This window comes from Paraherbaspirillum soli (genome assembly GCF_042654985.1).
Lineage (GTDB): Bacteria > Pseudomonadota > Gammaproteobacteria > Burkholderiales > Burkholderiaceae_D > Paraherbaspirillum > Paraherbaspirillum soli.
On sequence record NZ_JBHSMT010000008.1, the window covers coordinates 511,339 to 525,256 of the forward strand.

Consider the following 13,918-nt stretch of genomic DNA (forward strand, 5'->3'; position numbering starts at 1 on the left):
AAGTAGGGCGGATGAGCGCAGCGTTATCCGCCGTTCTAAATGCGTGTCAAACACCCGCGGCGGATAACGCTACGCTCATCCGCCCTACGCATAAATAAACGAGCACCATGCATCCACAAAAATCTCACGCCGGCGCCGTCCTGACGATCGACTTGAACGCGCTGCGCGCCAACTACCGCCTGCTGCGTCAACAAGCCGGCAGCGCGGCCTGCGCCGCCGTCCTCAAAGCCAACGCCTACGGTCTGGGCGCCGACCGGGTCGCACCGGCATTGGCGGCCGAAGGTTGCCGCCATTTCTTTGTCGCCCATCTGGATGAAGCGATTGCGCTGCGTCCGCACCTGCCGCCGCCGGCTGAAATTTTCGTGCTGCATGGGGTGCCGCCCGGCGCAGAAAAGGAATGCATCGTCCACCAGCTGATCCCGGTGCTCAATTCGCTGCAACAAATCCAGGCCTGGCATGCGTTGGCGCTGGAAATGGGCCAAGCACTGCCCGCCATCGTCCAGGTCGATACCGGCATGTCGCGCATGGGGTTGTCGCCTGTGGAAGTGGAGGCTTGGCTGGACAATTCCGCATTCATGAAGAGCATCCAGTTGCTCTATGTGATGAGTCATCTGGCCTGCGCCGAGCATCAGGATCATCCGATGAACGGCACGCAACTGGCGCGCTTCAACGCGCTGCGTCAGCGGCTGCCGAACGTTGCCGCCAGCCTGGCGAATTCTTCCGGGATTTTCCTGGGGCCCGACTTCCAGTTCGATCTGGTGCGTCCCGGTGCCGCGCTATACGGCATTGCACCGGTGGCCGGCGCCGCCAATCCGCTGCAGCCGGTGGCCTCGTTGCAGGGGCGAATCCTGCAAACCCGCCTCATCGAGCGCGGCGACCATGTTGGCTACGGCAGCCGTTACAGCGCCAGCGAACAACGCCGGATCGCCACCGTCTCGGTCGGCTATGCGGACGGCTGGCTGCGCAGCATGAGTCATCGCGGCGTGGCGTTTATTGACGGTGTTGCGGTGCCGATGGTGGGCACCATCTCGATGGATTCGATCACGCTCGACGTCAGCGCGATTGCGGCGGAACGCCTATATGCCGGTGCCGCGGTCGATTTGATTTGCGCGCAACATCCGGTCGATGCGGTGGCCGAACTGGCCGGAACCATTGGCTACGAGGTGCTGACCAGTTTGGGCAATCGTTATTACCGGGAATATGTTGGCGGGTAGTTTGCTGCCTGCAATGTAGGGCGGATGAGCGAAGCGTTATCCGCCGTCGGATGCCTCACAGGCGTGTGATGCATCCAAAACGGCGGAAGACGCTGCGCTTTTCCGCCCTACAACTTCCTCATCAACGCGTCACAGGCTTGTAGCGAATCCGCTTAGGCTTGGCGCCCTCTTCACCCAGGCGCTTGCGCTTGTCTGCTTCATATTCCTGATAATTGCCGTCGAAGAACGACACTTGCGAGTCGCCCTCGAACGCCAGGATATGGGTCGCGATGCGGTCCAGGAACCAGCGGTCGTGGCTGATCACCATCACGCTGCCGGCGAATTCCAGCAACGCATCTTCCAGCGCGCGCAGGGTTTCGACGTCGAGGTCGTTGGACGGTTCATCCAGCAGCAGCACGTTGCCGCCTTGTAGCAGGGTCTTGGCCAGATGCAGGCGGCCGCGTTCGCCGCCGGACAGGTTGCCGACGATTTTTTGCTGGTCGCCGCCCTTGAAGTTGAAGCGGCCCAGATAGGCGCGCGACGACATTTCGAAGCGTCCCACGGTCAGGATGTCGGCGCCGCCGGACACGTCCTGGAACACGGTTTGACCGTCCTGCAGCGCGTCGCGCGACTGATCGACGATAGACACTTTGGCGGTCTGGCCGATCACGACTTGGCCGCTGTCCGGCTGTTCCTTGCCGGTGATCATTTTGAACAAGGTCGATTTACCGGCGCCGTTGGGGCCGATGATGCCGACGATCGCGCCGGCCGGGATGCGGAAGCTCAGGTTGTCGATCAGCATCCGGTCGCCGAACGATTTCGAGACGTTGACGAACTCGATCACTTCATTGCCCAGGCGCTCGGCGACCGGGATGAAGATTTCCTGGGTTTCGTTGCGCTTCTGGTATTCGTGTTCGCTCAATTCATTGAAGCGCGCCAGACGGGCCTTGCTCTTGGCTTGGCGGCCTTTCGGATTCTGGCGCACCCATTCCAATTCCTTGGCGATGGTTTTCTGGCGCGACGATTCGGTCGCTTCTTCCTGCTTCAGGCGGTTGCCCTTTTGTTCCAGCCACGAACTGTAATTGCCCTTCCACGGGATGCCGTGGCCGCGGTCCAGTTCCAGGATCCACTCGGCGGCGTTATCCAGGAAGTAGCGATCATGGGTGATGCCGACCACGGTGCCGGGGAAGCGTTGCAGAAACTGTTCCAGCCACTCGACCGATTCGGCATCCAGATGGTTGGTCGGCTCGTCCAGCAGCAGCATGTCGGGCTTGGACAGCAGCAGGCGGCACAGCGCGACGCGGCGCTTTTCACCGCCGGACAAGACGCCGATCTTGGCGTCCCATGGCGGCAGGCGCAATGCGTCGGCCGCCATTTCCAATTGCAATTCCAGGTTGCCGCCGTCGACGGTGGAGATGATTGCTTCCAGCCGGCCTTGTTCCGCGGCCAGCGCGTCGAAGTCGGCGTCCGGCTCGGCATACGCGGCATACACCGCATCCAGCTTTGCGCGCGCTTCGAACGCTTCGCCCAGGCCGCCTTCGACTGCCTGGCGCACGGTTTGCTCCGGGTCCAGCTGCGGCTCTTGCGGCAGGTAGCCGATGTTCAATCCCGGCATCGGCACCGCATCGCCCTGGATGTCTTTATCGATGCCGGCCATGATTTTCAGCAGTGTCGATTTGCCGGAGCCGTTCAGGCCCAGCACGCCGATCTTGGCGCCAGGGAAAAACGACAGCGAGATATCTTTCAGAATCTGACGTTTGGGCGGCACGATCTTGCCGACCTTGTTCATTGTGTAGACGTATTGGGCCATGGAAAATAGTTGAGTTAAGTAAAAATGAATGGAATAAAACCGACTGCCAAGGATAACCGAAGTGGCGGCGTCAGCCTGCAACCGTGCCGCGCTTCCAAGTGCGCCACAAGCCATCCGCGGAATACAGCGCCAATGCGCTCCAGATCACGATGAAGCCGGTCAGCTTGGCGCCGTCCAGCGGTTCGTTATACAGCCAGACGCCCAGCAGCAATTGCAAGGTCGGCGTGATGTACTGCAGCAAGCCGACCAGCGACAATGGAATGCGGCGGGCGCCGGCCGCGAACAGCAGCAACGGGATCGACGTGATCGGACCGGCGGCAGCCAGCAGCCATTGCGACGACGTGGATGCCTCGATAAAACTGTTATGTCCCTGCACGGTGGTGACGGCCAGATACGCCAGCGACAGCGGCAGCACCAGCGCCGTCTCCAGCACCAAGCCATGTAGCGCGCCGAGGCTGGCGGTCTTGCGCAACAAACCGTAGCCGCCGAAACTGGCCGCCAAGGTCAGCGCCACCCACGGAAAGCGGCCGGTGTGCCAAGTCAGCCACATCACGCCGGCAGCCGCTAGCAAGATCGACAGCCATTGCATCAGTCCTGGCCGTTCGCGCAAAAACACATAGCCCAGCGCCACGCTGACCAGCGGGCTGATGAAATAGCCCAAGCTGGCATCGACGATATGGTCATTGTTGACCGCCCAGATATACGTCAGCCAGTTGGCCGCCAGCAGCAGCGCGCTAAAAGCAAAGCCGCCGATCACGCGCGGTTGGCGCAGCAACGGGCCGACCCAGGCCCATTGCTTGCGCACCGCCAGTACCGCCAGCAAAAACAGGAACGACCAAATCATCCGGTGCATCACGATATCGACCGGCGGGATCTCGTGCAGCGCCTTGAAGTACAACGGAAAAATGCCCCACAGAATATAGGCGGTGGCGGCGTAAAACATACCTGCTTGCATGACGAATTCCAGCTAAAAAAGAGAGAGATGCGGTGCTTATTGTTGCGCGGGTTTGGCCGCCGTTTGCGTCAGCCGCGCATGTTCCGGCCGGGCGATGAAGCGATGCACCAGCAAGGCTCCGACGCCGCACACCGCCATCACCGTCATCAACGGCAACGCACTGCCATCGTGCCACAAACTCATGCTGACGCCGGTCAAAAAGCCGAGCGCCAATTGCAAGGTGCCCATCAAGGCCGATGCGGTGCCGGCCTGCTTGCCTTGTTGCGACAGCGCGATCGCCGACGCATTCGGACTGATAAAGCCGTAGCTGGCGAGGAAGCAAAAGAATCCGACCAACAGGATCGCCAGATGATTGATGCCGCCGGCCACCAGCAAGGCCACTGCCAGACTTAAGCCGGCCGGCAGCCACAGCGCGCGGCCGAGGATGGCATCGAGCGAGTATTGGCCGACCAGCCGGGCATTGATCTGCGACGCTGCAATCAAGCCGAAAGCATTGGTGCCGAACACCCAGCCGAAATTTTCCGGTTTGATGCCATGCAGCTCGATCAGCACAAACGAGGAACCGGTGATGTAGGCAAACATGCCGCCCTGGATCAAGCCGCCGACCAGGGTGTACGCAACGAACTGGCGGTCCAGCAATAGCCGGCCGTATTGCTTCAACACATGGCCCATATGCAGCGGCGCTGCTTTATTGCGGTCCAGCGTTTCCTGCATCGTGTAATGGATCGCCAGCAAGCACAGCAGGCCGAAAGCCGCCAGCGCGCCGAAAATCACGCGCCAGCCCCACAGCTTGAGCACGCCGCCGCCGATCAGCGGCGCCAGGATAGGCGCCACCCCCATCACCAGCATCACCAATGAAAATGCGCGGGCCGAACCGGTGACGCCCAGCCGGTCGCGGATCACCGCACGGCTGATCACCATCCCGGCACAGCCGCCCAAGCCCTGCACGAAGCGGAAAAAAATCAGCATGAAAACGTCTTGCGACAGCATGCAAGCCAGCGAGCCCAACAGATACAGCCCCATGCCGACATACAGCGGCGGCTTGCGGCCGAACCGGTCGCTGACCGGGCCGTACAACATTTGCCCGGCCGCCAGCCCGACCAGAAAAGCCGCCAGGGTCAGTTGCACCAGATTGCTGCCGACCCCGAATTGCTGCGCGATGGTAGGAAAGCTCGGCAGATACATATCGATCGACAGCGGACCGATGGCGATCAATGCGCCGAGTAATACAAGCCAGCCCGGCAATAATTTCTCCGGGCTGGAAGAATCAGGTGTGTTTGTCATGAATGGTGCTTTGGAATTGCGCAGGAAGAGATTTCTTTGGCGGCGCGTGCAGTGTTTTTTACGGCCGGAAACAAGGGATGCCATGTTACACCAACGCGCCGGTATTTGCCGGGGGCTGCGGCGGATCAGTTTATATCGTCAGTGGCGAGACGCCTCTGATTGGCGTGATGGATATGTCCTGATTGGACGCGACATCAAATGGGTTGAGGATAAATCTGGACAGAGCCGACCTTTGAGGAGACGGCCTCCAGAAACCACATGTCAGGCTGTTTGGCATTGGGCAGATGGCGACATATGGCGTTACCAAGTGATTTCCAGTCTGGATGATCTTCGGGCACCTGGAATGTGCCGCCCTCACGTAATTCGAAAACAAGCAGCAAGGTATCCCCGACCCACCGCTCAACGCGAATCACAACGATCTCCCCAATTTCGTCCCATTTAACCAATCTGGAATAATCGCTTGATTCGTCGTGTAGCAATACGCCGTTATCGCTAGCAGTAAAGCGGCAATTTCCCGCAAGACGGCGCGATGGCAATCGACTGATGCTCTCTGTTCCGGAAGGGATGAGTGCACGTTTAATCTTGCTCAAAAATTGAATCATTGCGTCCATTGGATCGGTAATAGTTTCCAGACATGATGCGCTGCCGTATGACCCGCTTCGTGTCCGAGCCAGCTAAAAAATAGTCCGCCTATGATGCCACCGAGAATAATCGCGCTTCCCTCCGTAATTTCGCCAATCACCGGGATTGCAAGAGTCGGCGAAGCCCACGTACCTGCCCATGCGGCACCAGCGACAGCACCGCGCCACATTCCGTATGTTCCACCAGACAAGCCACCTACCGCACCACTGATCTGTTCGGCTGTCACCTGCGCCTTTTGTTTTTCGGGAGTTTGTTCAATGACTACGGCAATGGCGACTATCTCCAGGACGATACCGGCCGAACCGGCTGTACGACTAATGAAGGCGATGCGGTTCGTTACGGCGCGGGTTTTGCCGGTACTGACCAGGACGGCCTGGATGCTCCCTTTCTTTGCGAGAAGGCTCTCCAAGGTTGGCAGTCTGTTGGATGGCTTGAGTGTTTCAGAATAGAACCGGCCGAACGGGCTTAGCGGTTTGCGCATCTCAATAACCAGTCCGTTGCGCTGAACTTCCACAAGATTGCGCGCTTCTTCCAGAGTGATATTCCCACGACGCACAAACTCGTTGGCTTGTTTCTGGATAACTGCATTTGCTTTTTCATAGGCAGCGCGCCAATAACCATCCCACGCTATGTTCGCGGCCACCGGGAAAGCGATATTGACCGTTTCGGACGCTTTGACCGCATAGCTATACCGTGCTTTTTCATCAGCCATTTTATGTTTCTCTGTTGGCTTTGATGTCGAAGGATGCGATGACAGAACCGCCGCTGCCGCCTTGCGCATTTTGCACGACATATTCTTGTGCGACTTTTGAGAATGACAGACTTACGGTTTCCATACCTCCTGCGTCTCCGTTTGCGTTCAACGACACGCTGGATACAATCACGTCGCTCATCGTGATTTTATGAAATTCGAGCGGACTTCCGCCTGCCTTCCTTGAAATAAGAACTGCTTCGCTAATATGTTTGCCAGCCAAGCAGTACTTCATCAGATTTGGACTGGCACGATCAAGTTTGTGAAAGAAAGTCAGATCTCCCACCGTAGCTTTCCCCGATCCACCACCTGAGCCTGAATGCATGTTTGATTGTTGGCTCATATTCCAAGACCAGCTATGAATCTCGATTTCGTCCCGGTGTTTTGCATCCTGTGCTTCGCCGTTGATGCCAGCGATTTTGAGAAACATGTCCTGAGTCATCTGAGCCTCTTCTTTTGTGAGTGAAGGTACTCATTCTGACCGTCGATAAAATCTTGTATATAAGAAAATTCTAGAAGTTGTACGGTGAATTTTCTGTCGCTATGTGGTGCGACGTTGATGCTCAGAGAACCGAGACCTTGGATACGGCATGCTTGTTGCCGTAATGCTAAAGAAGGTCTATAGTCGCTCCCGTCCCTGAATAAAGAAGGGACCTGGTTTGACAGCCTGCCTCCTGGTATGTACGGACCGCGCCATGCGGTCTGTGCGTCCGTTCCTATCTCTGCCCTCTCCGGGCGGCGATGGCGGGGAGCCTTCGGGCTGCCGGTGGAACGGGTTGTTACCAGGGCCGGTCTGTCAACCTTGCTTTTCGCCGCCCTCCCGTTTTGGCAGCGCGGCTCGATTAACCTCACCACACAGGAGCCCGCATGACCTTCGCTATCACGCCCGACAAAAAAATTATCTGTCCCGATTACCTCGATGAAGCGCTCGAAGCCGCACGCCTGGGCATGATCTGCCTGGAAGAAGTGCGGCGGCTGTTGCGGCCGCTGCGCGAGATTTCCAAAGACAACAAGATGACGCATGACTTGGTGCAGGCCATCATCGACCTGGCCGACGACAGGCACAACCTGTTCGATGTGATGCGCGAGCAATTTGAAGAGAGCAAGAAAACGCGCAAGAAGTAGGGCGGATGAGCGTAGCGTTATCCGCCGTTTTGGATGCATCGAACGCAGGTGGCGCATCCAACGGCGGAAGGCGCTGCGCTTTTCCGCCCTACTTCTTTTTACAAATTCGGCGCCAGCCAGCGCTCGACTTCTTCCTTGGGCACGTTGCGCCGTGCCGCCATGTCGCTGACCTGGTCGTCGCCGATTTTGCCGACGACAAAATACTTCGACTCGGGATGCGCCATGTAGAAGCCGGATACCGCCGCGCCGGGGAACATGGCGAACGATTCGGTGACTTGCATGCCGATTTCGTCGCATTGCAAGAGCTTGAACATGTCGGCCTTGACTGTGTGTTCCGGGCAGGCCGGGTAGCCGGGTGCGGGGCGGATGCCGCTGTAGCTTTCCTTGATCAGCGCTTCGTTCGACAAGTCTTCGTGCGGGGCGTAGCCCCACAGATCCTTGCGCACTCTTTCATGCAGGTATTCGGCGAACGCTTCGGCCAGACGGTCGGCCAGTGACTTCAGCATGATCGATGAGTAGTCGTCGTTGGCGGCTTCGAAGCGCTGTTCGTATTTCTCGATGCCGATGCCGCTGGTGACCGCGAACAAGCCGATGTAGTCGGCGATGCCGGACGATTTGGGCGCGATGAAATCGGCCAGGCATTGATTCGGGCGGGCGATGCCGTCGATCACCGGCTTGACGGTTTGCTGGCGCACGCCGTAGTAGGTGAACGCGACCTGGCTGCGGGTCTCGTCGGTATAAATTTCGATGTCGTCGTCGTTGACGCTGTTGGCCGGCATCAGCGCGACCACGCCGTTGGCGGTCAGCCAGCGGCCGTCGCAGATTTTCTTCAGCAGCGCCTGGCCTTCTTCGAATACCTTGCTGGCCGCTTCACCGACCACTTCGTCGGTCAGGATGGCGGGATAAGGGCCGGCCAGGTCCCAGGTCTGGAAGAACGGGCCCCAGTCGATGTAACGCGCCAAGGTCGCCAGATCGACGTTCTTGAAAACCCGGCGGCCGATGAACTTCGGCTTGACCGGCGCAAAGCTGAGGTGGGCGCGGTTTTCGCGGGCGGCGGCCAGGGTCAGCAGCGGCACGGCTTTTTTGTTGGCGTGCTGTTCGCGGATGCGTTCGTAGTCGACCGCGATTTCTTCGATGTATTGCTCGCGCTGTTCCGGCGTTAGCAGCGATTGCGCCACCGATACCGAGCGCGAGGCGTCCGGCACGTAGACCACCGGGCCTTCGTAATTGGGCGCGATCTTGACCGCGGTGTGGGCGCGGCTGGTGGTGGCGCCGCCGATCAGCAGCGGCATTTTGACGCTGCGGAAATACGGATCGCGCTGCATTTCCTTGGCGACGTGGGCCATCTCTTCCAGCGACGGCGTGATCAGGCCGCTGAGGCCGATGATGTCGGCGTTCTCGGCCTTGGCCATGGCCAGGATTTCTGAGCAGGGCACCATCACGCCCATGTTGACCACTTCAAAGTTATTGCATTGCAGGACCACCGAGACGATGTTCTTGCCGATGTCGTGGACGTCGCCCTTGACTGTCGCGATGACGATCTTGCCCTTGGGTTTGGCGGCGATCCCGGTCAGTTCTTCGTGCAGGCGTTTTTCTTCTTCGATGTAGGGGATCAGGTGGGCTACCGCCTGCTTCATCACGCGCGCCGATTTGACCACTTGCGGCAGGAACATTTTGCCCTGGCCGAACAGGTCGCCGACGATGTTCATGCCATCCATCAGCGGCCCTTCGATCACGTGAATCGGCCGCCCGCCGTTGCCCAGCAATTGCTGCCGCGCTTCTTCGGTATCTTCCACGATCCATTGCGTGATGCCTTGCACCAGCGCGTGCGCCAGCCGTTGCTGGACGGTGCCGTTGCGCCATTCCAGCGTCGCTTCTTCTTTCTTGTCGCCGGCCTTCAGCGTGGCGGCGATGTCGATCATGCGTTCGGTTGCGTCTTCACGACGATTGAGCACCACGTCTTCGACCCGCTCGCGCAATTCGGCCGGCAGGTTGTCGTACACGCCCATCATGCCGGCGTTGACGATGCCCATCGTCATGCCGGCCTTGATCGCGTGATACAGGAACACGGTGTGGATCGCTTCCCGCGCCGGGTCGTTGCCGCGGAAGCTGAAGCTGACGTTGGAGACGCCGCCGCTGATCTTGGCGTACGGCAGATGCTCGCGAATCCAGCGCGTGGCGTTGATGAAATCGACTGCGTAGTTGTTGTGCTCTTCGATGCCGGTTGCAATCGCAAAAATGTTGGGATCGAAAATGATGTCTTCCGGCGGGAAGCCGATCTGCTCCACCAGCAGTTTGTAGGCGCGGGCGCAGATTTCGATCTTGCGTTCGAAGGTGTCGGCCTGGCCTTTTTCATCGAAGGCCATGACGATCACGGCGGCGCCGTAGCGGCGGCACAATTTGGCCTGGCGCAGGAATTCCGGCTCGCCCTCTTTCATCGAAATCGAATTGACGACGGCCTTGCCCTGCACGCATTTGAGACCGGCTTCGATCACCGACCATTTGGACGAGTCGATCATCAGCGGCACGCGGGCGATGTCCGGCTCGGACGCGATCAGGTTCAGGAAGCGGGTCATGGCCGCGACCGAATCCAGCATCGCTTCATCCATGTTGATGTCGATGATCTGGGCGCCGTTTTCGACCTGCTGGCGGGCGACCGCCAGCGCTTCGTCGTATTGCTCGTTGAGGATCAGGCGCGCGAACGCTTTGGAGCCGGTGACGTTGGTGCGCTCGCCGACGTTGACGAACAGCGAGCTGTCGTCGATGGTGAACGGTTCCAGGCCGGACAGGCGCATCGCGTGCGTCGCTTCCGGCACGCGGCGCGGGGCGATGCTGGCGACGGTGTCGGCAATCGCCTTGATGTGCGCCGGCGTGGTGCCGCAGCAGCCGCCTGCGATGTTGACGAAGCCGCTTTCGGCGAAATCTTTCAGCAGCGACGAGGTCACATCGGGCGTTTCGTCGAAGCCGGTATCGCTCATCGGGTTGGGCAGGCCGGCGTTCGGATAAATGCAGACGAAGGTGTCGGCGATGGTGGCCAGTTCTTCGGCGTAGGGCCGCATCAGCGCAGCGCCCAGCGCGCAGTTGAGGCCGACCGTCAGCGGCTTGGCGTGGCGCACCGAGTTCCAGAAAGCGGGCACGGTCTGGCCCGACAGGATGCGGCCGGAGGCATCGGTGACGGTGCCGGAAATCATGATCGGCAAACGCAGGCCGGACTCTTCGAAAAAGGTGTCGATGGCGAACAGCGCCGCCTTGCAATTGAGGGTGTCGAAGATGGTCTCGACCAGCAGCACGTCGGCGCCGCCTTCGACCAGGCCGCGGGTTTGTTCCAGGTAGGCCGCGACCAGTTGGTCGAAGGTGACATTGCGCGCCGCCGGGTCGTTGACGTCGGGTGAAATCGAAGCGGTCTTCGGCGTCGGTCCCAGCGCGCCGGCGACGAAGCGCGGCTTGTCCGGGGTCGAGTATTTGTCGCAGGCGGCACGCGCCAGCCGGGCCGAGGCGACGTTCATCTCATAGGCCAGGTGCGCCATGTGGTAGTCGTCCTGGGCCACGGTGGTGGCGCCGAAGGTATTGCTTTCGATCAGATCGGCGCCGGCCGCCAGGTATTGCTCATGGATGGCGCTGATGATGTGCGGCTGGGTCAGCGACAGCAGCTCGTTGTTGCCTTTGACGAACAGCTCGCGGCCGGGGCCGGTGAAGTCGATGAAACGGCCGTTGGGGCCGCCGCGATAGTCTTCTTCGGTCAGCTTGTATTGCTGGATCATGGTGCCCATCGCGCCATCCAGGATCAGGATGCGCTGCGCGAGCAGTTCGCGCAGTCGGGTTTCGGTGGCGGAGGTCGAAGCTGGGGCGTGCGGCGTCATTGGCGTACTCTGGTCAGTAGAAATGCAAAAAACCCGGTCGCGGATTGCGCCGGGTTACTTGCCAGGGAGAAGCCAGAAATTATACGTTAAATCAATGGCTTGCGTAGGCCGCGACGCGCTCCTCGTGGGGTTCCGATAACACTGTTTGTTGCGGTTCGTTCAACTTCAAGGTCAGGCATTTTGCGGCGCCGCCGGCCTTCAGGAATTCGGTCAGCGGTGTTTGATGCACAACAAAACCGCGGGCTTGCAATTCGGTGACCAGTGCGTCGGAGGCTTGGTTCAGGAAAATATGACGGCCGGAGTTGACGGTGTTGCAAGCGAAATGCAAGGCGTCTTCGCTGCCGACCACGATCCGCTTGTCAGCCGGCACCCGCGCCGCAATCTTCGCCTGCGAAGCAGCGTCGAACGCTTCCGGGAAATACATCAGGTAACCGCCTGCCAGCGGGCAAAAGCAGGTATCCAGATGGTAGAAGCGCTCGTCGACCAGCTTCAGCGGCTGCACTTCGATGTCCAGCAACTCTTCCAGCTGCGCGGCGCAGGCCGCATCGGAACGATGGCCGTGACCGAACCACAGCAGGTTTTCAGTGCGGTCCATCAGGGCGTCGCCGGCGCCTTCGAACGGCAGTTCCGGCGGCACGGTCAGCACTTCGAAGCCTTGCTCCTTGAAGGCGGCGTCAAAGTAGACTTCTTCGGCCTGGCGTTCGACATGGCGGAAGCGCGACAGCACGACTTTATTGCCCAGCACCACGCCGGCGTTGGCGGTAAACACCAGATCCGGGACACCAGGCATGGCTGGCATCAATTTGACGTCGGCCACTTTGGCGATGGCTTCCACCAACGCTAGCCATTGCCTCATCGCAATGCTGTGATTGCCTTGCGCGATATTGCCAGCCATCCACGGATTGATAACATAGGAAACTTCGAAATGATCGGGAGGGCACATCAGGAATGTGTCCTTGCCATTGTCGGCGGTATGGTCCAGCAGGTTGTCGCTCATGCGTAGCTCTTTTCGGTCAGTGGAACGGCGGTGGATAAAGTCTCGAATACGTGCCTGATGGTGGTCAGGGCGGCATCGATTTCGTCGGCGGTGATGATCAGCGGCGGTGCAAAGCGCACCACGGTGTCATGCGTATCCTTGGTCAGGATGCCTTGTTGCATCAGGCGCTCGCAAAATTCGCGGGCGGTGATAACGGCGGGGTCCAGATCCATCCCGATCAGCAAGCCCCTGCCGCGTATGGCGCGGATCGCCGGATGCTGGATTGCGCGCAAGCCGGCCAGCATGCGCTCGCCCAGGCGTTGCGCGGTATCGGCCAGTTTTTCATCGCGCAGCAGGCGCAGCGCGGCTTGGCCGACCGCTGCCGCCAGCGGGTTGCCGCCGAAGGTGCTGCCATGATCGCCGGGGGCAAAAACGGCCATCAGATCTTCCCGCGCCAGGAATGCGGAGACTGCCAGCAGGCCGCCGCCGAGCGCCTTGCCGAGGATCAGGCCGTCCGGCTTGATGCCGTCATGCTCGCTGGCTAGCAGGCGGCCGGTGCGGCCCAGCCCGGTTTGCACCTCATCGCAGATCAGCAGCACGTTGTGACGGTCGCAGATTTCGCGGCATTTTTTCAGATAGCCTTCGGGCGGCACGATGATGCCGGCTTCACCCTGGATCGGCTCGACCAGGAATGCGGCGGTATTCGGCGTGATCGCTTTTTCCAGTGCATCGGCATCGCCGAACGGCACGCTCACGAAGCCGCCGGCAAACGGCCCGAAGCCGTCGCGGTATTGCGGTTCCGACGAAAAGCCGACGATGGTGGTGGTGCGGCCGGCAAAGTTGCCGCGGCAGACGATGATTTCTGCACTTTGATCGGCGATGCCCTTGACCTTGTAGCCCCATTTGCGGGCGGCCTTGATCGCCGTTTCGACCGCTTCGGCGCCGCTGTTCATCGGCAACGCTTTGGGCATGCCGGTCATTTCACACAGCAATTGTAAAAACGGTCCCAACTGGTCGGTATAAAACGCGCGCGAAGTGACTGCCAACTGCCCTGCCTGCTTGGTCAGCGCAGCAACTAGCGCCGGGTGGCTGTGGCCGAAGCTGACTGCCGAATAAGCCGACATCATGTCCATGTAGCGTTTGCCGTCCTGATCCCGGAGCCAGATGCCTTGGCCGCTGCTGAGAACTACCGGCAGCGGCTGGTAGTTGTGCGCACAATAGCGGTCCTCGAGGGTAATTGCTGGGTTTTTCATGGTGGGCTCCGGTAGATGAGTATGGCGATAGGCGTGTCTTGGTAAGTCGGAAGATTCCCTCATGATACT

The 13,918-nt window shown here is 59.8% G+C and carries 11 protein-coding genes; 2 read left to right on the top strand and 9 right to left on the bottom strand.

Annotated elements, in window-relative coordinates:
* Positions 1-107 precede the first annotated feature (107 nt).
* Positions 108-1,214, top strand: coding sequence for an alanine racemase (gene alr / locus ACFPM8_RS05070; RefSeq protein WP_378995604.1), 1,107 nt, complete (start codon positions 108-110; stop codon positions 1,212-1,214).
* A 121-nt stretch (positions 1,215-1,335) separates the two neighbouring features.
* On the opposite strand, the gene ettA is transcribed toward alr, so the two are convergent.
* The 6 genes from ettA to ACFPM8_RS05100 all read right to left on the bottom strand — a co-directional run bounded on the left by ettA (position 1,336) and on the right by ACFPM8_RS05100 (position 7,077).
* Entirely contained in the window at positions 1,336-3,003 is a 1,668-nt protein-coding gene (gene ettA / locus ACFPM8_RS05075; protein ID WP_378995606.1) for an energy-dependent translational throttle protein EttA, read from the bottom strand.
* 70 nt (positions 3,004-3,073) lie between these two features.
* Complete coding sequence (rarD, locus tag ACFPM8_RS05080) at positions 3,074-3,958, bottom strand: EamA family transporter RarD (RefSeq protein WP_378995608.1); 885 nt, start codon at positions 3,956-3,958, stop codon at positions 3,074-3,076.
* A gap of 36 nt (positions 3,959-3,994) precedes the next feature.
* Entirely contained in the window at positions 3,995-5,242 is a 1,248-nt protein-coding gene (locus ACFPM8_RS05085) for a Bcr/CflA family multidrug efflux MFS transporter (RefSeq protein ID WP_378995610.1), read from the bottom strand.
* Positions 5,243-5,436: 194 nt separating this feature from the next.
* The gene (locus ACFPM8_RS05090) at positions 5,437-5,853 is read right to left on the bottom strand and encodes a hypothetical protein (protein ID WP_378995612.1); all 417 of its coding nucleotides are present in this window, start codon (positions 5,851-5,853) and stop codon (positions 5,437-5,439) included.
* Positions 5,841-6,596 (bottom strand): hypothetical protein, encoded by a 756-nt coding sequence (locus ACFPM8_RS05095; protein ID WP_378995614.1) that lies wholly within the window; start codon positions 6,594-6,596, stop codon positions 5,841-5,843. The genes ACFPM8_RS05090 and ACFPM8_RS05095 overlap by 13 nt, the downstream gene beginning before the upstream one ends.
* 1 nt (position 6,597) lies before the next feature.
* On the bottom strand, positions 6,598-7,077 hold the full coding sequence (locus tag ACFPM8_RS05100) for an Hcp family type VI secretion system effector (protein WP_378995615.1): 480 nt from the start codon (positions 7,075-7,077) through the stop codon (positions 6,598-6,600).
* A 425-nt stretch (positions 7,078-7,502) separates the two neighbouring features.
* Between ACFPM8_RS05100 and ACFPM8_RS05105 the strand changes: the two genes are divergently transcribed.
* Positions 7,503-7,760, top strand: coding sequence for a hypothetical protein (locus tag ACFPM8_RS05105; RefSeq protein WP_378995617.1), 258 nt, complete (start codon positions 7,503-7,505; stop codon positions 7,758-7,760).
* Between the two features lie 98 nt (positions 7,761-7,858).
* Here ACFPM8_RS05105 and metH read toward each other — a convergent pair whose 3' ends face one another.
* The 3 genes from metH to rocD all read right to left on the bottom strand — a co-directional run bounded on the left by metH (position 7,859) and on the right by rocD (position 13,849).
* Positions 7,859-11,620: a methionine synthase gene (gene metH, locus ACFPM8_RS05110; RefSeq protein WP_378995619.1), complete on the bottom strand. Its 3,762-nt coding sequence runs from the start codon at positions 11,618-11,620 to the stop codon at positions 7,859-7,861.
* A 91-nt stretch (positions 11,621-11,711) separates the two neighbouring features.
* Positions 11,712-12,617: a dimethylarginine dimethylaminohydrolase family protein gene (locus ACFPM8_RS05115; RefSeq protein ID WP_378995621.1), complete on the bottom strand. Its 906-nt coding sequence runs from the start codon at positions 12,615-12,617 to the stop codon at positions 11,712-11,714.
* The gene (gene rocD, locus ACFPM8_RS05120) at positions 12,614-13,849 is read right to left on the bottom strand and encodes an ornithine--oxo-acid transaminase (protein WP_378995623.1); all 1,236 of its coding nucleotides are present in this window, start codon (positions 13,847-13,849) and stop codon (positions 12,614-12,616) included. Before rocD ends, ACFPM8_RS05115 begins: the two co-directional genes overlap by 4 nt.
* Positions 13,850-13,918 lie beyond the last annotated feature (69 nt).

Coding starts and splice junctions, on each gene's coding strand:
- ACFPM8_RS05090 (WP_378995612.1), bottom strand. CDS start 5,853: ATGGACGCAATGATTCAATTTTTGAGCAAGATTAAACGTGCACTCATC.
- ACFPM8_RS05115 (WP_378995621.1), bottom strand. CDS start 12,617: ATGAGCGACAACCTGCTGGACCATACCGCCGACAATGGCAAGGACACA.
- ACFPM8_RS05085 (WP_378995610.1), bottom strand. CDS start 5,242: ATGACAAACACACCTGATTCTTCCAGCCCGGAGAAATTATTGCCGGGC.
- ACFPM8_RS05105 (WP_378995617.1), top strand. CDS start 7,503: ATGACCTTCGCTATCACGCCCGACAAAAAAATTATCTGTCCCGATTAC.
- metH (WP_378995619.1), bottom strand. CDS start 11,620: ATGACGCCGCACGCCCCAGCTTCGACCTCCGCCACCGAAACCCGACTG.
- rocD (WP_378995623.1), bottom strand. CDS start 13,849: ATGAAAAACCCAGCAATTACCCTCGAGGACCGCTATTGTGCGCACAAC.
- ACFPM8_RS05100 (WP_378995615.1), bottom strand. CDS start 7,077: ATGACTCAGGACATGTTTCTCAAAATCGCTGGCATCAACGGCGAAGCA.
- alr (WP_378995604.1), top strand. CDS start 108: ATGCATCCACAAAAATCTCACGCCGGCGCCGTCCTGACGATCGACTTG.
- ettA (WP_378995606.1), bottom strand. CDS start 3,003: ATGGCCCAATACGTCTACACAATGAACAAGGTCGGCAAGATCGTGCCG.
- ACFPM8_RS05095 (WP_378995614.1), bottom strand. CDS start 6,596: ATGGCTGATGAAAAAGCACGGTATAGCTATGCGGTCAAAGCGTCCGAA.
- rarD (WP_378995608.1), bottom strand. CDS start 3,958: ATGCAAGCAGGTATGTTTTACGCCGCCACCGCCTATATTCTGTGGGGC.